The 22,378-nt window shown below is 68.7% G+C and carries 18 protein-coding genes; 11 read left to right on the forward strand and 7 right to left on the reverse strand.

Annotated features, from left to right (window positions below; genetic code table 11):
- Positions 1-10: 10 nt before the first annotated feature.
- Together ACGLYG10_RS07125 and ACGLYG10_RS07130 are read right to left on the reverse strand one after the other, a co-directional pair.
- Entirely contained in the window at positions 11-1,759 is a 1,749-nt protein-coding gene (locus ACGLYG10_RS07125; RefSeq protein WP_073329749.1) for an ABC transporter permease, read from the reverse strand.
- A gap of 133 nt (positions 1,760-1,892) precedes the next feature.
- The gene (locus ACGLYG10_RS07130) at positions 1,893-2,957 is read right to left on the reverse strand and encodes an ABC transporter substrate-binding protein (RefSeq protein WP_073329752.1); all 1,065 of its coding nucleotides are present in this window, start codon (positions 2,955-2,957) and stop codon (positions 1,893-1,895) included.
- A 32-nt stretch (positions 2,958-2,989) separates the two neighbouring features.
- On the opposite strand from ACGLYG10_RS07130, the gene ACGLYG10_RS16205 reads away from it, so the two are divergent.
- Complete coding sequence (locus ACGLYG10_RS16205) at positions 2,990-3,130, forward strand: hypothetical protein (RefSeq protein WP_170866481.1); 141 nt, start codon at positions 2,990-2,992, stop codon at positions 3,128-3,130.
- 1,063 nt (positions 3,131-4,193) lie between these two features.
- Here ACGLYG10_RS16205 and ACGLYG10_RS07135 read toward each other — a convergent pair.
- Both ACGLYG10_RS07135 and ACGLYG10_RS07140 read right to left on the reverse strand, forming a co-directional pair.
- Positions 4,194-4,919 carry a response regulator transcription factor gene (locus tag ACGLYG10_RS07135; RefSeq protein ID WP_073329755.1) on the reverse strand — a complete coding sequence of 242 codons (726 nt, stop codon included), beginning with the start codon at positions 4,917-4,919 and terminating at the stop codon, positions 4,194-4,196.
- On the reverse strand, positions 4,916-5,782 hold the full coding sequence (locus ACGLYG10_RS07140) for a sensor histidine kinase (protein ID WP_073330450.1): 867 nt from the start codon (positions 5,780-5,782) through the stop codon (positions 4,916-4,918). The genes ACGLYG10_RS07135 and ACGLYG10_RS07140 overlap by 4 nt, the downstream gene beginning before the upstream one ends.
- Before the next feature lie 502 nt (positions 5,783-6,284).
- Between ACGLYG10_RS07140 and ACGLYG10_RS07145 the strand changes: the two genes are divergently transcribed.
- Entirely contained in the window at positions 6,285-7,118 is an 834-nt protein-coding gene (locus ACGLYG10_RS07145) for a glycosyltransferase family 2 protein (RefSeq protein WP_073329758.1), read from the forward strand.
- Here ACGLYG10_RS07145 and ACGLYG10_RS16210 read toward each other — a convergent pair.
- Positions 7,076-9,388: a hypothetical protein gene (locus ACGLYG10_RS16210; RefSeq protein WP_073329762.1), complete on the reverse strand. Its 2,313-nt coding sequence runs from the start codon at positions 9,386-9,388 to the stop codon at positions 7,076-7,078. The genes ACGLYG10_RS07145 and ACGLYG10_RS16210 overlap by 43 nt on opposite strands.
- A gap of 63 nt (positions 9,389-9,451) precedes the next feature.
- Between ACGLYG10_RS16210 and pheA the strand changes: the two genes are divergently transcribed.
- Positions 9,452-10,408 (forward strand): prephenate dehydratase, encoded by a 957-nt coding sequence (gene pheA / locus ACGLYG10_RS07155; protein WP_073329765.1) that lies wholly within the window; start codon positions 9,452-9,454, stop codon positions 10,406-10,408.
- A gap of 43 nt (positions 10,409-10,451) precedes the next feature.
- Here the strand turns inward: pheA and ACGLYG10_RS07160 are convergent, their stop codons facing one another.
- Both ACGLYG10_RS07160 and ACGLYG10_RS07165 read right to left on the reverse strand, forming a co-directional pair.
- Positions 10,452-11,504, reverse strand: a complete 1,053-nt coding sequence (locus tag ACGLYG10_RS07160; RefSeq protein WP_073329767.1) for a diacylglycerol/lipid kinase family protein — start codon at positions 11,502-11,504, stop codon at positions 10,452-10,454.
- A 165-nt stretch (positions 11,505-11,669) separates the two neighbouring features.
- Positions 11,670-12,602 carry a hydrogen peroxide-inducible genes activator gene (locus ACGLYG10_RS07165; RefSeq protein WP_073329770.1) on the reverse strand — a complete coding sequence of 311 codons (933 nt, stop codon included), beginning with the start codon at positions 12,600-12,602 and terminating at the stop codon, positions 11,670-11,672.
- A gap of 187 nt (positions 12,603-12,789) precedes the next feature.
- Between ACGLYG10_RS07165 and serS the strand changes: the two genes are divergently transcribed.
- The 8 genes from serS to ACGLYG10_RS15590 all read left to right on the forward strand — a co-directional run bounded on the left by serS (position 12,790) and on the right by ACGLYG10_RS15590 (position 22,234).
- Positions 12,790-14,064 (forward strand): serine--tRNA ligase, encoded by a 1,275-nt coding sequence (serS, locus tag ACGLYG10_RS07170; protein ID WP_073329773.1) that lies wholly within the window; start codon positions 12,790-12,792, stop codon positions 14,062-14,064.
- A gap of 44 nt (positions 14,065-14,108) precedes the next feature.
- Positions 14,109-15,116 carry an HAD family hydrolase gene (locus tag ACGLYG10_RS07175; protein ID WP_083565718.1) on the forward strand — a complete coding sequence of 336 codons (1,008 nt, stop codon included), beginning with the start codon at positions 14,109-14,111 and terminating at the stop codon, positions 15,114-15,116.
- A complete protein-coding gene (locus tag ACGLYG10_RS07180) occupies positions 15,113-16,804 on the forward strand; it encodes an ABC transporter substrate-binding protein (RefSeq protein ID WP_073329776.1) in 1,692 nt (563 codons plus the stop codon). Before ACGLYG10_RS07175 ends, ACGLYG10_RS07180 begins: the two co-directional genes overlap by 4 nt.
- 435 nt (positions 16,805-17,239) lie before the next feature.
- A complete protein-coding gene (locus ACGLYG10_RS07185; protein ID WP_073329779.1) occupies positions 17,240-17,470 on the forward strand; it encodes a hypothetical protein in 231 nt (76 codons plus the stop codon).
- A gap of 133 nt (positions 17,471-17,603) precedes the next feature.
- On the forward strand, positions 17,604-19,730 hold the full coding sequence (locus tag ACGLYG10_RS07190) for a DUF6571 family protein (RefSeq protein WP_073329782.1): 2,127 nt from the start codon (positions 17,604-17,606) through the stop codon (positions 19,728-19,730).
- Positions 19,731-19,818: 88 nt separating this feature from the next.
- Complete coding sequence (locus tag ACGLYG10_RS07195; RefSeq protein WP_139240896.1) at positions 19,819-20,433, forward strand: hypothetical protein; 615 nt, start codon at positions 19,819-19,821, stop codon at positions 20,431-20,433.
- Positions 20,434-20,473: 40 nt separating this feature from the next.
- Positions 20,474-21,169, forward strand: a complete 696-nt coding sequence (locus ACGLYG10_RS16215) for a hypothetical protein (RefSeq protein WP_170866482.1) — start codon at positions 20,474-20,476, stop codon at positions 21,167-21,169.
- Between the two features lie 522 nt (positions 21,170-21,691).
- Entirely contained in the window at positions 21,692-22,234 is a 543-nt protein-coding gene (locus ACGLYG10_RS15590; RefSeq protein WP_244542613.1) for a hypothetical protein, read from the forward strand.
- Positions 22,235-22,378 lie beyond the last annotated feature (144 nt).

The raw sequence follows: 22,378 nt of genomic DNA on the forward strand, positions 1-22,378 counted from the left end.
CGGGGGCCGCTCAGCGCGGCTCGCGTCCCGCGCCGGTGCCGCGTATGAGCAGGTTCAGGCCGCCGATCACGGTCATGACGATCAGGATCAGGATGGTGCAGAAGGCGAAGGCGTTGCCGAAGCGGCCCGCGTCCACCTCCGCCAGGATCTGCGAGGTCATGATCTTGGTGTGCGGGGTGGTGATGAAGATGATCGGGGACAGCGTCGTCATGGAGCGGGCGAAGGCGTAGACCAGACCGGTCAGGAACGCCGGCCGGATCAGCGGCAGCGTGACCCGCAGGAAGGTCTGTGCGCCCGAGGCGCCCAGCGAGGTCGAGGCCTCGTCGATGGCCTTGTCGATCTGCTGCAGGGAGGCGATGCCGGAGCGCTGCCCGGCGGGCATGGAGCGCGCCACGTACACCATGACGATGGCCATGGCGCCGCCCGCGATGGCGCCGCCGCCGGCGAGTGGGGCGATGACGTTCACGCCGAACAGCGCCACCGGACGGTTGAAGGTCACCAGGTAGCCGATACCGATGACCGTGCCCGGCACGGCCAGGCCCAACATGCCCAGGAAGTCGACCACCCCGGCGCCGCGCCGCATCCGCACCACCACCAGCCAAGCCACGAGCATGCCGAGAATCCCCGCGATCGGTGTGGCGATCAGGGCCAGGATCGTGGTGTCGATCATCGACTCGTTGCCGATGCCGGACAACAGGTACTCGAAGTGCCGCAGCGTAAAGGAGTTGTTCACGCCGAGGATCTCCACGAAGGCACCCACCACCACGGCCGCGTACACCGTCACCACCAGCGCCAGCACCGCCACGGAGACGGCCAGCAGCGGGATACGGGCCACGTTGGCGCGCAGCAACTCGAAGGAGCCGGTCGGCTTGCCCGTCACCGTCACCGTGGAGGACCGGCCCGACCAGTACCGCTGCAGCAGGAACACCAGCAGGGAGGGCACCAGCAGCACCAGGGAGTAGGCGGCGCCCGCCGCGGTGTTGTACTCGCCGTTGATGGCGATGTAGGCGCGCGAGGCCAGAACCGTGTAGTCCCCGCCGATCACCAGCGGGTTCGCCAGGTCTGCGATGGCCTCGGTGAACAGCAGCAGGAAGGAGGCGCCCAGGCCCGGCACCACCATCGGCAGCGTCACCGTGCGGAACACCGTGAACTTGGAGGCGCCCAGGGATGCGGCCGCCTCCTCCATGGACGGGTCGAGGCTGCGCAGCATGCCCACCAGGTTCATGTAGGCGACCGGGAAGAATGACAGCGACAGCACCAGGGTCAGCCCCGGCAGGCCGTAGATGTTCCACTCCTGCCCCAGCAGCTGGGTGGAGATGATGCCGTTGCGCCCGAACAGGGTGATCGACGCCGTCGCCACCGCGAAGGGCGGGGAGACCACCGGCAGCAGGCAGATCAGGTGGAACAGGCGCTTGCCGCGGAAGGCCACCCGCACCTGCACGTAGGCCAGCAGGAAGCCCACCAGGGTGCCGACGGTCCCCACCACCGTGCCCAGCACGAGCGTGTTCAGGACTGTGGCCCGGTTGGTGCGGGAGGAGGCGAGCTTGCTGAGCACGGCCAGCCCGTCCGCGGACAGCGCCTCGCCCAGGACGCGGCCCAGCGGCAGCAGTACCAGGAAGACGAGGACCAGGAGGACGACGACGAGGATCGTCGTCGTCACCGGGTCCTGCTTGACCCGGGTGCGGCCGCGGGCGGAGCTCTTGGCGGGAGGTGTCTGGGTGAGGGAGGCGGCGGTCAAAGGGGGCGCGCTTGAGGTCATGGGTGGTCCTCGGCTGGGTCTGGCGGGGAGTGGTCGATGGCGGCCGTCCCGGTTGAGGCGGACGCATGGGGCGGTGTGGCCGGTGCGGGCTACCACGCTGGTGTCCGCACCGGCCGACGACCCGGTGCCGGGCTTACTCCTTGGGCTCGGCGGCGATCTCCTCGTCGAAGCGGGCGGTCAGGTCGGGCTTCGCGGCGGCTGCCGCCGCGAAGTCGTAGTCGATCAGGTTGATGTCGTCCAGGTTCGCCATCTTGTCGCTGGTGTCGGCGTCGGGGTTGGTCAGCACCTGGTAGGAGCCCACGGTCTGGCCGACGTTCTGCCCCTCGGCGGAGATGGCGAAGTCGATGTAGGCCTGGGCCGCCGCCTTGTGGCTGGAGCCGGCCACCAGGGCGACGCCGCCGACCTCGTAGCCGGTGCCCTCCTCGGGGAAGGAGACGACCAGGTCCGTCATGCCCTCCTCCTGGTACTTCACGCAGTCGTGGGAGAAGACCAGGCCGACGGCGGCCTCACCGCGCCCGGCGATCTGGCCGGGGGCGGTGCCGGACTTGGAGTACTGCAGCACGTTGTTGTGCAGCTGCGCCATGTACTCCATGCCGGCGTCCTCGCCGCCCAGGCGCGTGACCTGGGTCCACAGGGTGGTGAAGGCCGTCCCGGAGGTGGAGGGGTGGGCCACGGAGACCTGACCCTTCAGGGCCGGGTCGAGCAGGTCGTCCCAGGAGTCGGGGACGTCCACGCCCAGCTTGTCCAGCTGGGTCTGGTTGGAGCAGAAGCCGAGCGCGCCGATGTAGACGCCGGTCCAGTTGCCGTCGGGGTCCTTGTACTCGTCGGGAATCTTGGCGGCCTCGGGGGAGGTGTAGGCCTCGATCAGGCCCTGGTTGACGGCCTCGCCGTAGCCGTCCACGGGGCCGCCGTGCCAGACGTCGAATTCGGGGTTGTCCTTGGCGGAGGCCAGGCGGGCGACGGTCTCGCCCGAGGACAGGCGCACGTAGGTGGCCTTGATGCCGGTCTGCTCGGTGAACTTGTCGGTCCACGCCTGGCACAGATCCTCCATCGCGCCGCAGGCGACGGTGATCGGGCCCTCGTCGGAGCCGGCGGCGGAGGAATCGGAGTCGGTGGAGCCGGCACAGCCGGACAGGGCGAGTCCGCCGGCCATGACGGCTGCTAGCAGCGCGGTGCCGTACCGCGAGAAAGTACGCATGGGAATGCCTTTCGGGAAGTGTTGGCGCAGCTGTGCGCCAAGTCACCACCATGATGCCGGGCGCGAACGACGGCGGCGATGGAATGACGATCGCGAACTGTGACAGCGGTGTCATTTTTGTGGACCGCGCGGACTCGCCGAGATCGGTTGAAATAACCACCGAGATCGGTTGAAGTTACGTGCTGAGCTCGGTTCCGTACGGGATGCTGGTTGTTGCTGGGCCGACGTGTAGGCGGCTCACGCGGGAACGAGTCTCCGGTACGGGGCCGTGTCCGAGGCAACGGGGATGCCAGTCGTGGACTGGCCACGTCGTCAAACAGCCACGCCGGCTCGACAAATCCGGGGCGACGCACTTGGGGGCCGGAAGAGCCGCTGGCGGTTCTTCCGTTTTGGGGGTGTGGCGGGTTGATGGTTGGCGTGTGTCTGGATTGTTGGTTGCGTGCGCGGCAGATCGGGTGCGGTGCGTGGCGTGATGGGCGGGGGTGGAAGAGAGCGCCGTGGATCTCGGCGGGCCACGGTGGATCGGGTGCGGCGACGGTTCGTGCGTTTCGACGACGGTTCGTGTGTTCGGGTCGACGGTTCGGCACTTCCTGCGACGGTTCGGCACCTAGAGGTACGTACCGTCGCGGTTCATGCCGAATCGTTGGTGCTAACTGCCGAACCGTCGTCGTTCATGACGAACCGTCGCGCAGCGTCCCGCGGGGCGCACGAGTGAGTACGCGAAAAGCCCGCTCCCCCGCGGCGGCCATGTTCGCGCCCCGGGCGCCCGGGGCACGGCAACAGGAGCGCTGGAATCAGTGGAATCACTGGCCGGCGCCGTCAACGGCCGCCATCGTGATTCGGGAACTGCTTGATCCAGGTGATTCCAACGAGTCGTCAGCCGCCAACGGTCACGAGCTCGAGAACGACCCGGGTTCGGCCAAGACGACCTCGTCGGCCCGAGAACGACCTCTCACACCCGAGGACGACTACCGCCTCGCAGCCCCAACCCGGAACCACCACACCCACAAACACGAAGAGCCCGGTTTGCCTGTCCATACGTCCAAGGTCTTCAGCAAACCGTTAAGTGGCGTTGTTAACGGTGAACCGGCGTAACCAACACCACGCATCCAACACCGACCCACCACCCCGACCGATCTCAGCACGTAACTTCAACCGACCTCGGTGAGGGGCGGGGTGCCGTCAGCACTCGCGCCTCCCTTCCGCCCTGCCCTGTGCGGTTCTGCCTTGCCCTGCTCAGTCCTGCCCCAGGGGCGGCATGCGGTAGCCGCGCCCGCGCACCGCCACGACGACGTCGGCGGGCACGTCATGCGCCTGAAGGTGCCGACGCAGTCGGTACACGGTGGTGCGCACCATCTCCCGGCCCCCGGAGTCGTCGCTGGTGCCCCACACCTCGTTGAGCAGTTCCTGCCAGGTGACGACGGCGTCGCGCCGCCGCGCCATGGTGGCCAGTAGGCGGGCCTCCGTGTCCGGCAGGGGAATGTTGCGTCCGCCCCAGGAGACCCGACCGGTCGCCGTCGATACGCGCAGGGGGCCGTTGGTGATCGCATCCGGACCCGAACCGGAGCGGCGCGTGACCGCCCGGGCCCGCAGCGCCAGCTCGCGGGGCGAGAAGGGCTTGGTGACGTAGTCGTCTGCGCCCGCCTCCAGTCCGGCGATCCGATCCGGCTCGTCGCGCATGGCCGTCAGCAGGATGATCGGGACCTGGCTGCCGGTGCCGCGCAGGCGGCGGCACAGGTCGACGCCGGAACCGCCCGGAAGCATCACGTCCAGGACCACCAGGTCGATGTCGCGGGTGGAGGCCAGCTCCCAGGCACTCTCGGCGTCCGGCGCCGTCAGGCACTCGAAACCTTGCGTCTCCAGCGCGAAGGTGACCACGTAGAGCATCTGTGGCTCGTCGTCGACGACGAGCGCCACCAGCTTCGGGGCAGGCAGTCCGGGGACGGGGTTGCTCGACGTCACGCTGGTGCTCCGTTCGTGGGTGCCGCGTCCGGCAGAGGTGAGCCGGAGACGGTGTCGGGGTGCAGCGGCAGCGTCAGGTAGACGGTCGTGCCCCGCGCGGCGATCGTATCGATGAGCACGCGGCCGCCGTGCGCCTCCATGATCCGCTGCGTCACCATCATGCCCAGGCCCGCGCCGCGGCTCGACGGCGCCGTCAGGGGGTTGGAGGTCGCATAGGGGGTGAAGGCGCGCCGCCGCTCCTGCCGGTTCATGCCGGTGCCGTCGTCCATGACCGTGATGAGGGCGTCGTCGGTGTCGGCGCTGATGCGTACCGTCACCGGCCGGCCGTCGCAGTGCCGCAGTGCGTTGGTCACCGCGTTGGCGACCGCCTGGCGCAGCAGTCCGCGATCGGCCTCCACGCGGACCGGGCGTCCGTGGTCCTCCAGGCGGATCGGGGTGTGTGCGGAGCGGCGCATCTCCTGGATGAGGTCGCGCACGAGGGCGCGCAGCTCGACGCGCTCCCGACGCAGGTCGCGGACCTCGTGGTCCAGGCGCGCCTCGGTCAGGAAGTCCTCGGCCATCTGGGAGGCGTCGCGGGCATTGTCGAGGATGGTGGTCACGAAGCGTCGCTGCACCTGGTTGAGGTCTCCGGGGGTCTCCTCGTCCAGCAGCTCCGCGGAGGCGCTGATCAATGCCAGGGGCGTGCGAATCTCGTGGGCGAGGACGTCGCGCGGGGTGCTGCGCCGCTGGGCCTCCTCCCGCAGGCGGGCATTGTCCCGGCGGGCAAGCGTCAGTTCCCGGCGCCAGCGTGCGGCCAGCACCGCGGCCGCGACGGCGGCGGTGGCCAGGGCCCAGCCGACGGCCACGTTGAGGAAGACGCTCATGAGTCCCATCATGCCTGTTCGTCTCCGCCTGCTGCGGGGCGGCGGGTAGCGGCGCGTGCACCCGGCCCCCGTGGATGCGAGTTCAAGCTGCGGATCCGCGGGCGGCGCTTTGGTGTCGGGGGGTGTCCGCCGCGGTGTCGGGGCCGACGGTGGCCCCGTGGCCGCCGGGCGGGGCGGACGCGGGGAGACCGGCGATGGGGACCCGTCGCCTTTGACGTGTCCCGATGACTGCACCATGCCACCTTCCGACGCGCCGGAGTGTGATGGACGGCACAAAATTGCCGCAACGGCGAAAGCAAGACTTTTCTGTCGCGGTTACATGGTCGAGATCGGGACCGTTGTCCCATGGCGGACGTTTGACCTATATGGCGGTTGTCGGGGCTCCGTCTGCCTGGATGAGTGCCGCTCACATGCCGACGCGGAGAAATGGGACTGTGACCCGAGGGTGGTGTCTTCGGGAACGACCTGCCGCCGATATGACTACCCTGGGGCTGTGAGCCCGATGCCGCCCTCTGAGTCGCACCCCGACCAGCTCCCTGACCAACGCGTTGCCGTGGTCATCCCGGCCAAGGACGAGGCTGAACGCATCGCGGGCACGGTGCGCGCCTGCCGGGCCATCCCGCGGGTCGACCTGGTAATCGTCGTCGACGACGGCTCCACCGACGGCACCCAGGAGCACGCGCGCGCCGCCGGCGCAGTAACGGTCCGCCACGCCGTCTCCCGCGGCAAGGCCTCCGCCATGGAAACCGGTGCGAGCGTCGTCGCCATGCGCGACTACGAGGACGGTCCGGCCCGACTGCTGATGTTCATCGACGCGGACCTGGGCGACTCCGCCGCCGCCTGCGCCGAACTGGTTCCCCCGATCGTCGACGGCGTGGCGGACATGTCCATTGCCGTCCCGCCCAAGCAGGCCGGGGCCGGTGGTCGCGGCAGGGTGGTGCGCGCCGCCCGCGCGGCGATCGCCTCCGCGACCGGCTGGGCCCCCGTCGCCCCGCTGTCCGGGCAACGCTGCATCACCCGCGATGCCTACGAGGCGGCCTCGCCGCTGGCCGAAGGCTGGGGCGTCGAAGTGGGACTGAGCATCGATGTGCTGGTCGCCGGCATGACCGTGATCGAGGTGCCCTGCGACATCACCCACCGCGTCTCCCGCAACGACCGTGCCGGGCGCCTGCACCGGGCCGCCCAGTACAAGGACGTGATGCGGGCGGTGACCTCCCGTCGTCTGCGGCGCGTGCGCGTGCCCGCCGACAAGCTCGACGCCGCCGCTGTCCACGACCAGCTGCCCTTCCGCGCCTACCGTGCCCTGGCTGACGCGGCCCCCGTCGGCGAGGCCTGACCCGGGCCCGAGAGCAGCAGCGCCGCGAGTGCCGGCAGGGCGGCGGCCGCCGAGAAGAGCAACATGGTGGGGCCGGAGTCGTTGACGAGCACCTCCACCACCACCAGCACCGCCAGTGCGCGCAGCGCCGGGGACAGCCAAGCCGGTGCGGGCGTCGTCGCCAACCAGGAGTAGGGGCCCCGCCCCGCCCGGGCCCGGCGCACCGTCCGCGGCAGCCAGCGGGCGACCGCCACGGCCAGCACCAATCCCACCGCCAGCGCCGCCAGCGCCAGCGGACTGGACCGGAACGGGCTCACCAGCGCGCCGGCCTTGCGCACCAGCGTGGTGCCGGCGGTGCCGTCGAGCACCTGGGCCACGAAGCCGCCCAGGTGTGTGCGTGAGCCGCTGGCGTAGTCCACCAGCGCGAACCCACCGACCACGCCCACGGTCACCGCGCCGACCCCCAGCCAGCGCCGCAGCCCCAGCCGCACGCCGGCCAGACCCGCGCCCAACGCCACCAGCGCCGGAATCAGTGTGAGCGCGCCGCCGACGTCGGCCCCCAGTTGCGGGGCCCCATCGACCGCGAGCGCAAGCAGCCCGGGCACCGCCACCGCCGCCACGACGGCCGCACGCCGATGCCCACGGGTGGCGGCGAACCGGTCGGCGCCGACGGCCAGTGCCACCACCAGCGCCCCCGCCGCCAGCGCGAAGGCCGTATTCGACACCCCGTAGAAGCGCCCGGCCACCACCGCGTTCATCCCCAGCGGCCCGTTGAACCCCAGCGGTGCGCCCACTGCGGCATCGGCCAAGATCACCACCGGCGCGGTGGCGGCCAGCGCCAGCGCCGCGCCCGGGGCGCCCAGGCGCGGCATTCGTGCCAACAGCGCCGCCAAGCCGGTGAGCAGTCCTGCCCCGAGCGCGCCCACGAGGGCCGCCAGCGCCGGCGCCCAGGTATTCGCGCGCCACCAGGGCACCAGGTTGGCCAGCCAGATTCCGGCCGGCAGGGCGGTCACCCAGCAGGCCGCCCAGCCAAGCCGCCCCAGTGCCCCGCGCCGCGGGCGGCGCAACCCAAGGCCGACGGCGACCAGCAACACCAACGCGGCCGCCAGCAGCACCAGCGTCACCGGGATCACCGCGCGCTCGGAGGCGACGGCGTGGACGGCGTCGTCGGCCAGGGCGGCTGTGCGGTCGGCGCCCGCGGAGGGGTCTGCGGCGCCGGCGGTCGGCGCGGTCGGCAGCGTCAGCACCCCGCCGCTCAGCCCGGAAGCGGCGACGGCGTCCCGGCCTGCGAGCGCCGCCAGCAGCGTGGGCGCCAGGTCGGTCAACTGAATCAGGCCGCGCCGGTGCGTGCTCGGACCGACCAGCAGCCCGCCGTCGCTGCCACGCGTGGATGTGGTTCCGGCTGGCAGGATCGCCAGCTGCGGGGAGGGGTCCTGCGGGTCGGCCACGGACACGACGACGACGCGCGCCGGCCCGGTCAACTCGCCAAGCGCCTGCGCGAGGGCCCGGACCGCCTGCGCCGCCCGTGACGGCTCGGTCGGCGCCGGCGCCGGCCCGGTGTCCCCCGAGTCCGGTGTTCCCATGAGGTCTATCAGGATCAGGCCCGGTGCGGTGCCGTCGTCGGCTGCGCGGTCGCCGGCGGCCCCGGTTCCGCTACCCGCCAACAGTGCGGCCGGATCGGCGGAGTCAGGCGGCCCGGCCGCATTGGTCAGTGCCAGTACGGCGCCGTCCCCGGCGGCCGCGTAGCTCACCTCGGCCGCCTCGAGCGCCGTCGCCAGCGTGCCCGGCTCGGCCCCGTAGCCGTCGGCCTGCGCCAACCGGGCGGCACTCGTCCAGGTGCCACCGGAGCACGTCGTCGTGGCATGCAGGTGGGAGGCGTCGGCGCGGGCGCGCGTGCCCGCCCCCAGCGTCAACCAGCCATCGGCCGGGCAGCTGGCCTCCCCGACCGTGCGCTGGACCAGGTTGACCGGCTCATTCGCCGCCGCATAGTCCAGGACCGCGGCGGCGTCCGCGGCGACCAGCGGGTCGTCGGAGGCGGCGAGCTCCCGCACCGCGGTCCATGACAGTCCGCTTACCCCCAGCACGACCAGCGGCGCGGACTCGTTAGGGCTAGTCGAAACTGCAGCCGAGACTGCCCGCGCAGCGGGAGAGGCGGGCGTCGTCGTCGACTCCGCAGCGGCCGCCGAGACCGGCCCCACCGCGCCCAGCACCACCCCTACCAGCAGCGCCAGCACCGCCCGGACGGCGACCGCACGCCGCGGCCGCCGCCGGATGCGCTGGGGCTCGATCATGCCGCCCAGCCTACGTGGGGCATTCGCGCGCGTCGGCGGCGAATCGCGGGATAGCCTGGCCCCATGACGACCCCAGCCCCCACCTGGTCCTTCCTCGGCCCCGGAGGCACCTTCTGCGAGTCCGCCCTGCGGCAGGTGGCCCCCCGCGACGTCGTCCTCGACCCCTGCCAGGACGTCCCCACCGCGCTTGACCGCGTGCGCGACCGCAGCGCCGTCGCCGCCGTCGTCCCCATCGAGAACTCGGTCGAAGGCGGCGTGAATGCCACGCTCGACAACCTCGTGGCCGGCGCGCCCCTGGTGATCGCCGCCGAAATGGCCGTGCCCATCACCTTCGTGCTGGCCGGTCGCCGGGGCACCCGCCTGGAGGACGTGCGCGCCATCTCCACCCATCCGCACGCCTGGGCACAGTGCCGCGGCTGGGTCCACCAGCACCTACCCGAGGCCGTCTACATCGAGGGCAGTTCGACCTCCGCGCCCGCTCGCGCCCTGGCGGAGGCCGACGACGCCGCGGCCGCCGCCCTGGACTACCAGGCAGTGCTGTGCAACCCCCTCGCCGCGGAGCAGTACCACCTGAGCATCATCGCCGGGGGCGTGGCCGACAACCCCGACGCGGTCACCCGCTTCGTCAAGGTGTGTCGTCCCGGGCGCGTCGGCGAACCCACCGGCGCCGACAAGACCACCCTGCTGGTGCAGCTGCCACACAACCGTGCCGGCGCCCTGTTGGACATGCTCGAACAGTTCAGTGTCCGCGGTGTGAACCTCACGCGCATTGAGTCCCGGCCCGTCGGCGACTCCCTGGGCCGCTACCGCTTCTCCATCGACGTTGAGGGACACATCCGGGAGGAGCGCGTGCAGGCGGCCTTCATCGGTCTGCACCGCACCTGCCCGTTCCTGCGCTTCCTCGGTTCCTACCCGCGCCTGGACTCGCTGCCCGTGGTGGTCCCCGCCGGCACGAGCGACAAGGACTTCGTGGTGGCCCGCTCCTGGGTCGCCGACGTGCTCGACGGCCGCACCCTCTGAGGGCGCGCCGCACCCTGGACCATGCGGGGCGCCGCACCCTGGGCTATGCGGGGCACCGCACCCGTAAGGCCCCGGGCTGCACGCGTACGCGGATGCCGCGCGTGGGGGCCACCAGGTCGCCGTCGACCTCGACGGCGACGGGCTGCTCCAGCCACACCGTCACCTCACGCCCACGCCGCAGCAGCACTTGGGCGGCACCACCGGTGGAGTAGGACGCCGGCCGCGGCGGCAGCACCTGCCGCGCCAACGACGCCCAGCCCCACAGACCGTACAGCGTGTCGATGGCGGCGACGTCGAGCAGGCCGTCATCCAGGCGGGCGTCCGGCAGCAGCGTGACCCCCGCGGGCAGCCGCCCACCGTTGGCGATCAGCAGGGTGCGTGCCAGCATCCGTTCGGTGCGCGGAACCTGCGGCGACGCCGGTGCCGCCGCATGTGCCTCCGGTGCGGCGGCGCTCGCGGGGCCGCTCGCAATCCTCAGCACCAGATTCAAACGGCGCTGCCCCAGGTTCTCCAGTGCCGCCAATCCGTATGCACCCCAGCTCAGGCGCTCCTTCAGGGCGGGGCGTGTGGAGGCCACCAGGCCGGCGTCGAAACCAATGCCGGCCACCACCAGGCACGCGTGCTCGCCGCCCAAGGTCGGCCGCGCCCAACCCTGCGGCGGCTCAGCGATGCCGGCGGCATGGCCACCGGCCTCGGTGCGTACCCACAACAGGTCGGTCGGTGCCGCGCGACCGCTTGCCGCGATGCGTGCCAGTTCCGTGTAGCGCCGCAGCGGTAGGCCGAGGTTTCGAGCGGCCAGGTTGGCGGTTCCCAGCGGCATGATCCCCATGTCGACGCCGGTCCCGGCCAGGCCCGCCGCCACGGTGCGCACCGTGCCGTCCCCACCCGCAGCGACCACTAGCCGGGCCCCGGAGGCGACCGCGAGACGAGCCTGAATAGCGCCGGTCTCCCGGGCGGAGGTCTCCAACCAGACGGTGCGGTAGCCGGCCGCATGCAGTGCCCCGCCGAGCACCCGCCGCACTTCCGACGTGGCGGCGGGCTTGGCGGGATTGATGACGACGGCGGCAACCGGCGCCGGGACGGTGCCGGCGGTCATAAGGCAAGGCTACCGGCCCGGCGACTCCGCCGCCCCGGTTCGGGCGGGGCGGCCACGGTTCGCAGCACGGGCCGCACTCGTATTCCGGCACGGATGAGGCTCGTTGCCGCCGTATCGACCGGTCTCGGCGCATCACTTGTGCCGAGACCGCGAATTGATGGGGCGTCAGGCGGGCACGCCGTCGGCGCCGGGCAGCCCGGCCTGGCGGGCAAGGCCGGTGATGACCCCGGCGAGGCGGGCGAAATCGGCGCCGCGCGAGGAGGAGCGGCGGTGCACCAGGCCGATGCGGCGGGTCGGCACCGGGGCGGCGAAGTGAGCAACGGCGTACTCCTCGCCGGATAGCAGTCGCAGCGCCCCCTCGGGGATCACCGTCACGCCGACGCCGTGTGCCACCATCCGCACCACCGTGGACAGGGTGGTGGCCACGGCGGCCGGCGGGTTGGCGCCGTAGCGCTGACACAGGGCCAAGGTCTGATCGCGCAGGCAGTTGTCCTCGTCGAGCAGGAGGAGCCGCTGTTCGTCGAGCTCGGTGGGGACGACGTCGTTGCGCCCCGCCCAGGGATGGCCGGCGGGCACCAGGATGGCCAGCGGTTCGTCGTACATGGGGATCGCGGTGGCGCGGCGCAGGTCGACGTCGATGGTCATGATCGCGGCATCGAGGCGTCCCTGTCCGAGCATGTCGAGCAGGTCGCCGGTGACCATCTCCCGCAGTTCGGGGCGAAGCAGCGGCAGCTCGCGGCCGAGGCCATCCAGCACCAGTGGCACCAGGTAGGGGGCGATGGTGGGGATGACGCCCAGGCGCAGAGTGCCGGCCAGCGCAGCCCCCTGGTTGGTGACGGCTTCGTTGAATGCCTCGGCGGCGAGTACGGCCTCGCGCGCATATGGCAGCAGCGCCTGACCGAGCGGGGTGACCAGCACTCGGCGCGTGGTGCGCTCGACGAGTTCGCCGTCGACGCGTTTCTCCAGGGCGGTGATCGCCTGCGACAGGCTGGGCTGGCTCACGCCCAGCGCCGATGCCGCTTCACCGAAGTGCTGGTGGTCGCATAGCGCGACGAAGGCCCGCAACTGGGAGAAGGAGGGGGGAGAAGTGCTGGACATGATGGGTCCCGAATGTAGGCGGAGATCCGGCCGGGCGGGCCGGGGATAGTAGTGGGGGGTGGTTTATTGGTATTGACTCTAGATCACGCGCGGATGGATCTCATGCCGTTTGCAGTCGGAGCTCGCGCCTGGGGCGCCCATACGGCGCTGACTGGCGGCAGGCCCACGTCTGGCTACACTCGCACCCATGATCGATCTGCGTGCGCTTCGTGAGAACCCCGAGCCCTTCCGTGCCAGCCAGCGTGCCCGCGGAGCCGACGTCTCCCTGGTCGACCGCATCATCGAGGCCGATGAGGCCCGCCGCACCAGCCTGGCCGGCTTCGAGTCCCTGCGGGCCGAGCAGAAGACGGTCTCCCGGTCGGTCGGCAAGGCCTCCACCCCCGAGGAGCGCGAGGTCGCCCTGCGCGGCGCCAAGGAACTGGCCGAGCGGGTCCGGCAGGCCGAGGCGTCCGCCAACGCCGCAGCCGCCGAACTGGACGAGCTCGCCTCCCAGTTCCAGAACCTCATCGAGGGCGCTCCCGCCGGCGGCGAGGAGGACTACGTGGTGCTGCGCCACGAGGGCCCCGCCCCGCGCGACTTCGCCGCCGAGGGCTTCGAGCCGGCCGACCACCTGGCGCTCGGCGAGGGCCTGGACATCATCGACACGCGCCGCGGCGCGAAGGTCTCCGGCGCCCGCTTCTACTATCTCAAGGGCTGGGGCATGCGCCTGGAGCTGGCGCTGCTGACCGCCGCCCTGGACAAGGCCGTGGAGCACGGCTTCATCCCCATGACCACCCCCACCCTGGTCACCCCACAGGTGATGGGCGGTACCGGCTTCCTCGGCGCCCACAGCGACGAGATCTACTACCTGCCCGCCGACGACCTGTACCTGACCGGCACCTCCGAGGTGGCGCTGGCCGGCTATCACACCGACGAGATCCTGGACCTGTCCGCCGGGCCCAAGCGGTACATGGGCTGGTCCACCTGCTACCGGCGTGAGGCCGGCGCCGCCGGCAAGGACACCCGCGGCATCATCCGCGTGCACCAGTTCAACAAGGCGGAGATGTTCTCCTACTGCCGCCCCGAGGACGCCGCCGAGGAGCACCAGCGGCTGCTGGCCATGGAGGAGGAGATGCTCGCGCTGGTGGGCCTGCCCTACCGGGTGATCGACACCGCCGCCGGCGACCTGGGCTCCTCCGCCGCCCGCAAGTTCGACTGCGAGGCCTGGCTGCCCACCCAGAACCGTTGGATGGAGGTCACCTCCACGTCCAACTGCACCACCTTCCAGGCGCGTCGGCTGTCCATCCGCGAGCGCCGCGACGGCAAGACCGCACCCGTGGCCACGCTCAACGGCACCCTGGCCACCACCCGCTGGATGGTCGCCATCCTGGAGAACCAGCAGCGTGCGGATGGGACCGTCGTCGTCCCCGAGGGGCTGCGCCCCTACCTGGGTGGCCTCGAGGTCATCGAGCCGGCCGCCTGACGTCATGCGCAGCGAGACCACCCCCGCCTCGTCGGCGCTCTGACATGTCAACCCGGAACGACGACGACACCCCGCTGATCGGCTCGGCCGCCTGGAACTCCCAGACGGTCGGCGTCTACGGGCCCGGATACGATCGCCCGCTGTCCCATGATGACTACCACGCGCTGGTGCGCGCGCGCATGGCCGACCTGGACCGCCTGGACGCGATCGGCGTCGACGGGACGGCGAACCTGGCCCCCGGTGGGCGGCTGATGGTGGCCCTGGATGTGGACGGCACCATCCTGGACCTGGACGGCGGCGTCTCCGAGCGCGTCATGGCGTCGATCGCCCGCATGCGCCACCACGGCGTGCAGGTGGTCATCGCCACCGGGCGCGGCATCTCCGCCGCCCTGCCGGTCGCCCGTCGCCTGGGCCTGACCGACGGGTGGATGGTGTGCGCCAACGGCGCCATCACGCTGCGGATGACCCCGGTCGCCCCGGGCGGCTACGAGGTCGTCGACTCGCGCACCTTCAACCCGGCCACCGCCATCGACACCCTGCTGGAGGCGGTCCCGGATGGGATCATCGCGGTGGAGGACCTGGGCGCCGGCTTCCGCGTGTCCCGGCCCTTCCCCGACGGGGAGCTGATCGAGAAACAGACGGTCGTGCCCCTGGAGGAGCTGCGTCGCGGTGAGGTCACCCGGGTGGTACTGCGGGCGCCGGGCATGCCGGTGGACGAGTTCAGCGCCGTCGTCGGGCGGGCCGCACTGCATTCGGTGGAGTACGCGGTCGGCTGGACCGCCTGGCTCGACGTCGCCCCGCAGGGCATCACCAAGGCCTCCGCCCTTCAGGCACTGGTGACCAGGATCGGCACCGACTCCGACCACGCCATCGCCGTGGGTGACGGCACCAATGACGTCGAGATGCTGCGCTGGGCGGGCGTCGGGGCCGTCATGGGCTCGGCGCCGCAGTGGGTTAAGGAGCAAGGGGATATCGTTACCGATACGGTATGGCACGATGGTTGTGCGGCCGTGCTGGACGCCGTTGTGGAACGAACCCGGAGGAGCTCATGAAACGGTCGCGGAACACCCTGCGGCATGCCGCCGCCCACGTCGCCCCGGCAGCGGCGGCACTGCTGCTGTTCACCGGCGGCCTGACCGCCTGCTCTACGGGCGACGACGTCGACCCCACCGCCACCGGGACCGGCCCCTGCGCCGCACTGGCCGATTACGGGGAGTTCCCCGACGGCGCCACGGTCACCATCGCCACCGCCTTCACCGGCACGGAGGCGGAGCGCTTCGACGCCTCCGTCGAACAGTTCGAGGAGTGCACCGGCATCGACGTCGTCCAGAACGGTTCGGATGATCTGGAGTCCCTGCTGCGGCAGGCGGTCGGCGCGGCTACGACTACGCCGGAGGCCACGGACGACGCGGACGCAACCGGAGAGAAGCAGGTGGCTGCGGAGCTTCCGGACCTCGCCGTCGTCCCCCAGCCAGGCCTGGTGGGCGACCTGGCGCGCGCCGGAGTGCTGGTGGCCGTACCGGACTCGGTGGGCGCCAACGTTGAGCTCGGCTGGGACCGCGCCTGGATGGACGTCGGCTCGGTGGACGGAGTCTTGTACGCCGCGCCGCTGATGGCGTCGGTGAAGTCCTTCATCTGGTACTCGCCGGTCGCGTTCGCGCAGGCGGGCTACGAGGTGCCCGGCACCTGGGATGAACTGGTCGCACTCACCGAGCGGATCGCCGCCGACAATGCCACCGACGCCGATGACGCATCCGGTGGCGACGACGGTGACGGGAGTGCCGAGGACGCGGAAGCCGGCGACGCTGAAAAGGAGGGCGACGGGGCCGACGCCGTCGTCACCCCCTGGTGCCTGGGCGCCTCCGACGGCGACTCGACCGGCTGGGTCGTAAGCGACTGGTTGGAGGAGGCGCTGCTGGCCACCGACGGCGTCGGCGCCTATGACGCCTGGGCGAACCATGCCGTCGCGCTGGATGACGCCTCCGCGGTGGGCGCGCTGGACACGGTGGGCACCCTGCTCCTCGCCGATGGGAACGTCCCCGGCGGCGGCCAGCAGGCCGTGCAGACGAGCCTGGAGGAGGCCGGCGCGCAGCTTCTGGACGGGTCCTGCTACATGCTGCACGCCTCCTCCGGGTACGAGAACCTGCTGCCCGAGGGGGCGGAAGTCGTTGCCATCGGTGGTGCTCCGGGATCTGGAACCACCACCGCTGCCGGTGCGGGGGCGAGCGGGTCCGCCGCGCCGGAGGAAAGCGCCGCGGCACAGGCCACGGCCTCCCAGACGTCCGCGACGACGGGTGGGGTCGTCTCCGCGTTCCTCGTCCCGGGGGTGGTCGATGACGACATCGGCACCCCGGTGATCGTCGGCGGCGACTTCCTGGTGCAGCTGTCCGCGGGCGCACCCGCCACCGGAGAAGCCGCCGAGGACGGGGCCGATCCCGAGGCCGTTGAGGCGGTCATGACGTACCTTTCCAGCGCCGAGTGGGCGCAGCGGCGCGTCGACCTCGGCGGTGTGGCCACCGCTAACCGGAGTGTGGATGCGTCACAGATGCGCTCCGACGTCGCCAGGCGCGCCACCCTGCTGCTGCAGTCGCGCCAGTCCGTGATCCGCTTCGATGCCTCGGACTCGATGCCGTCGGGCGTGGGTACGGACGCGCTGTGGAGCGCCCTGACCCAGTGGACCACCGGCGAACTGGACTCCAAGGAGGCGCTGGCCCAGGCCGAGGCCGCCTGGCCCGAGTGAACGGGGCCGAGTGAACGGGGCCGAGCCCCGGGCAGGCGGGCGGAGTCGGGTGCTCGCACTTCTCGGGCCGGTCAAGCTGTGATAACGTCCTGGTGTCTAACCCGTCCCACCAAGTCGTTGCGTGGCTGGGAGCGGGTGTGTTCCTGTTGGCGTGCCCGGGCCCTGGTCCGGGGGAAGGGGCCCTGAGCCAGCCATGTCACACAACTTCTACGCAGGCACAGCCGCTGACGGCGGCTTCGACGCCGACGACGAGGACGGTTCGTCAGACTTCCTACGGCGATGTTGGAGGTTTGAGCGCGTTCAGCGGTGGAATGTCAGAGATGTGGTCCTCGCCCCTGGCTGATGAGGTCGGTTCAGCGTTATACCCACCAAGCAGTTATAAAGGGACGAAAGTGACGAGAGAGTCCTTGTTATACGTAAGGAAGGTGTTTTGTTGTGGCGGATGAGGAGAAGCAGGAGGCCATTGAGGAGCTTCGTGCGCTGGTGCAGGACTCCCGTGCGGAACTCGGTCTGGAGGATGGCAGCAACAAGGCTGAGACCTTGTCCCAGGATCTGTCGGACGCGTGGAAGTCGCCGAAGGCCGATGACTACGAGGACCTGATTAGCGAGATGGTGACTGCGATCTATAATGATTGGTACAACCTGGAGGGTGCGCTGGACACGTAACCGTACCACCCACTGGTTGTTGCCTGCTCATTGATGCACCGGCGTACAGATGAGCCGCGGCATGCGTTGGTCGTACGCCTTTCGCGGCCGGCTACTCGACGGGATTGTTGGTCAGATCGTACAGGAGTGACATATGGCTTACGTATATTTACATGAGGAAGACCTACAGGCATTCATTGATTCCTTGAAGAGCTTCACCTCCTCGAATATTTCGGAGCTGGACTCCATAAGCAGGGCAAATACGGAGAGGGACGATCCCGCCGATATCCGCGACAAAGTCGAGTGGTGGGCACTCCCGCACGTGCGCATCGGTGACTTGTCACTAACGGCGGACGAGCTGCAGGTGCGGCTGAATCAGGCGGTGGAGATGAACTCCAACGGGATTACACCGATGGACGGTGATCTCATCTCCTACTACCTGCCCGACGGTGTGGAGGACACCCCGGCCAATGTCATGATCTATAACGGTGAGGCGGTAACCAATGGCGCGAAGGACGCCGAGGCCCTGCAGCAGGCTAGTGGCAGCCTCGATGGCGTGTCCGAGGACGGCCGCACCGTGGAGCAGGTCCTTGATGACATGGCCCGATATCAAGATGTGCCCGCCTACGGGGATGCGGTGGTGACCACCTTCGGTGGAGTGGACTACTACCTGGACTTCGTGCTTAACCTGCAGTGGCACTACAACAGCGTCGACAAGGAAGGTGTTCTTCATGTTGACAGGGATGGTCTGGATCAGGCGGTGGACGTGCTGGGGCGGGTGCTGGCCTCAGCCACCAACTCCGAATCTACGCCTGAGGGCTACGACTCCTGGTCGGATGCGATGTATGAGTCGGTGACGGTCAAGGGGCATCGGGGGCGGATGTCGGCGCTGAACGCGCTGCTGGCTGCCGATGATGCCGTCTACGACACCAACACGCTGGTGGATCTGGCCGACCAGTTGGAGGACCTGCCCTTTGATGGGGCAGCGGCCAGCAGCACCCCGGACTCGCTACAAGGCTGGTATGACGACGATTACGGGGTGCGCTACGACGAGGGCAAGGCGCTGCGTGATTACTCGATGGACCCCCTGTATGGGGTGACGATGGCCATGGGTAACAATCCCGAGGCGGCTTTCAAGTATCTCAACCCCGACGGTCAGATGAGTAACGGGCAGTGGGTGCCGGGGGAGCAGTCCAAGAAGCGGTGGGAGCTGTTGACGGGCCGCGAGTGGGACAGCGAGGTCGGGCTGGACGGTTTCACCGCCGCCATGGCGGGCAACTCCGCCATGCGCGGCAGCGACAATGCGGACACCGCCGCCGCGGCTACCTGGACTGTTGCCAGGTCCATGGAGTTCGCCGTCGACCAGGTCCCCTTCGCGAGCTACACGGAGGCCATGAAGGAGAACCTGTCGGTGGTGGTGGCCAACACCGCCGAGGAAGGCGTTGACGTCGCATACGGTGGCTACCCCCATGGCTTGGGCCTATACCAGGGCGATGACAGCAAAACCGACCATGACGACAGGAACCTGTACAGTACGCTGATCTATCGGCTCATCGACAACGAGAACGCAGCCGCTACTATCGCTTCTGCATTCACCAGCGCCGCGATGGAAGAATATCCCAACATCACCGACTCGGGTCAGCTTGGGGACAAGTACGATGAGGTCGGGAGTGTGTATGGGTATTTGGACGCGATCGGTAGCGAGCGTCTAACCGACCTCAAGGAGGCCTCGACGGCCGAGAAGAAGGCCGCCACTGACGCGATGGGCACCATGTTGGGCGTGACGACCACTGTCTTGGGTGCCGGAATTGCCGGCCCTGGGGCGAAGCTTGCCTGGAGCGTGGGGACGACCGTAACCAAACCTATCATGGTCGACCAACTCGCCCCGGACGATCTGCCCGACGTTGACGTACCGGAAACCGGTTCTCCCACCTCGTTAGAGGCCCAAGCGTACGCCGAGGCCGTCAATCGAGGGCTTATAACCGAACCGGAGGCATTCAACCCCGAATACCTCCAAGACGACTCCGGCCAGCCCTATATCTGGTACACCACCAACCCCGACGGCACCACCACCTTCAACCTCGACAACCCACCAAGTAGCGAACAGGATGCTCAGGTCCATAGCTGGGCCAAAGCCATCCACACCGAACACGACCCCGAAGGCGCAATCGTGGACGCGAATCGTGGCATCAACACTGGTGTCAGTAGAGGGCAGCGTCTGGTCCAAGGCAATGACGGTGAGGGAGGTAAAGACGGTGTTATCGCGATCAAGAGAGATTAGGCAGCCGGGTCATGTCAGTCGGAGGTGTGTCGAATTGTGGATTCCAGGCAGCCGTGATTGGGCTGTTGTCGTAGCGTTATGTTTGATCATGACTTCGGCAGGATGCGGGCTCATTGGTGGTTCGGATGATCCCACCCGTGCTCCGAGCACTCCGCTGGCGGATGTGACTATCTGTGGCGTCTTCCCCAACCAGGAGCTCCAGGAGACCCTCGGTTTCAACACCTACTGGTACGACTACATCACTGGCCCCACGTCGAATGTGGAAACCGGCGAGTCCGGTTACCGCTACAGCTGCGACATAGACTCCGACAGTAGCCCCTTCGGGTTGCTTAACATCGACTACGGCATCAGGACAAACCTTAATACCGGCTACGGGCTGGTGGAGTTTGATGATATTCCCGTTGAGTACCCCGACACCGCCCGGGAGGTGACTTTCGAGGGTGTGGAGGGCGAGGGCTGGGCATGGACCGACAGCGTCGACATCTATGTGGCTTGGCGGTATAACGACACCCAGGTGCTGCTGGCTCGCCTGACTTACTGGGGTCCTGAGGAGGGTCTGGATGAGCAGGTGGAGAAGTTCCACGCGATCCTTGAGCCGGCCCTGGCCCAGATCCCGGAGTTGGCTTCCGCAACCCCCACCCACGTCACTGTTCCTTCACCCACGCCCGAGGCCGAGGACACGGCCTCCAGCACCGACGACTGATTCCTGGCACTACGCCGGACCATAAGGAGAACCGTCAAACATGCAACCTTCAACCCGCATATCGCGCCACGGTCGGCACCGCCCGGTGGCTGCTCTGCTGGCACTGTTGCTGGCCTGTGCGCCTCTGGTGGCGTGTTCGTCTGAGTCGGATGACAACCCCTTGAATATCCCTACCTATGATCCGGAGGCTGCGGCGTCGGCGGAGGCGTCGGAGTCGGCGGCCGCTGCTGAGGCGTCTGCGTCGGCTGCTGCTTCGGCGGAGGCTGCGGGTGTGGTGACGGCGGAGTCGCTGTCCACCGAGCGGCATGTGATCACGTCGATCCCTGAGGACCTGGATGAGCAGCAGACCGAGGTTATCAAAGCGTTCGTCAACTATGATGAGGTGACTTGGAACATCTGGTTCACCAGGTCAGGTGTGGAAAATGCTGAACCGCTCATGACCGCAGAGTCTTATCAGATCCTGAAGGAGAGCTACGACTCGCTTGGTGATGGTCGGACAGAGGGGACAGTGCGGATTTCTGTAATGGAGGTGTTCGCCATGAGTCCCACACAGGCCCAGGTGCTTACGTGTTCCGATCAGTCAGATCTCGTAGCTTACGATGCCGATGGCAATGATATTAGCAATCCGGAAACCCTCCAGGGTCGTTATGAGATTTTGGTTACCATGGAATATGAAGACGGAGTATGGAAGGATTCGGACGAGTCTACATTATCTGAAGGTAAGTGTGTGGTCTGAATTATGAATACGTGTAAACAGCTGGCTGTTGTTCTTGTTGTGGCCATGTTTTCCGCAGTCGTGTCTCTCGTCGGTTCTCCTACCGCCCTGGCCTTTAGGGAGTCGGATACCGAAGTCGGTTCGTCGTCTGGTTCGGTGTCGTCTGGTGGGGATGGTTCGGTGACGATAAGTGTCACGGCGACCTCGGTGTCCGCTGCGGCGGATGGGTCGGCCGGTTCTGGCGGTGGCGCTTCGACGTGGTCGCAGGCGGTGACCGCGAGTGTGCATCCGGTGTGCTGGTATATTCCGTATAAGACGGGTGAGGAGACTGCTAGCTCGTTGGAGTCGAATGATACTATCTATAATGTCACCCGTTTTAGTGGTCATACGCTGGAAGAATATCGTTCTCGTTTCCCGGATTACGAGTCTCATGCGTCCGACTCGGAGGGGTATTGGTACATTCCCTGGTGCTCTCCCGAGTATTACAGGGGGGATGATCTTGCGGACTTCAGCACGCTGTCAAAGAGTTGGGTTGAGAGGAACATGGCTGTATGGGTTCCCGCTGGTGGCTCGCCCCCGGAGCCGGAGGTGGATGGGGCGACGTTGGCGCGGGCGGCGTGGGATGCGGTGACGATCCCTACGGCGACGATCTCGTATAACCCGATGGTTGGGGATGTGGGGGCCACGATTGTGGGTATGGATACCTGGGTGTGGGCCACGGGCGACACCCCGAAGGAAGTGACCGTGACCGCCACCGCGGGGTCGACGACCGCCACGATCACCGCCACGGCCTCCATGCTGACCCTCCAGCCCAAGGACGGCACCGCCAAGTGCACCGGCTTCGGCATCCCCTGGAGTGAGGAGAACGACGCCAAGGGTACGGACTGCCTGATCGTGTTCAACCGGTCCAGTGCGCACTTCAAGGACAGCGTCACCCCGGTGGATGTGAAGGTGTCCTACGCGATCGAGTTCACGGCTTCTGATGGTGCTACCGGAACCATGGACACCCACACCACATCCACAACCACCACGATCCCGGTGGCGGAGATCCAGACGATTATCGTCCAGCCCACCGATGAACCATGAGGCGCCCGGGCGGAGGCGCGCGTGGGATGGCTGATGGTGGTTCAGGACGGTGACGGCGAAGGGAGGTAGGGAGATGAAGACGGTGCAGTCGCAATCAAGAGGAAGTAGGACCAGAGAACCCGGACGCGCAATCCGGTGGTGGTG

The sequence above is a fragment of the Actinomyces glycerinitolerans genome, assembly GCF_900098745.1.
GTDB lineage: Bacteria > Actinomycetota > Actinomycetes > Actinomycetales > Actinomycetaceae > Actinomyces > Actinomyces glycerinitolerans.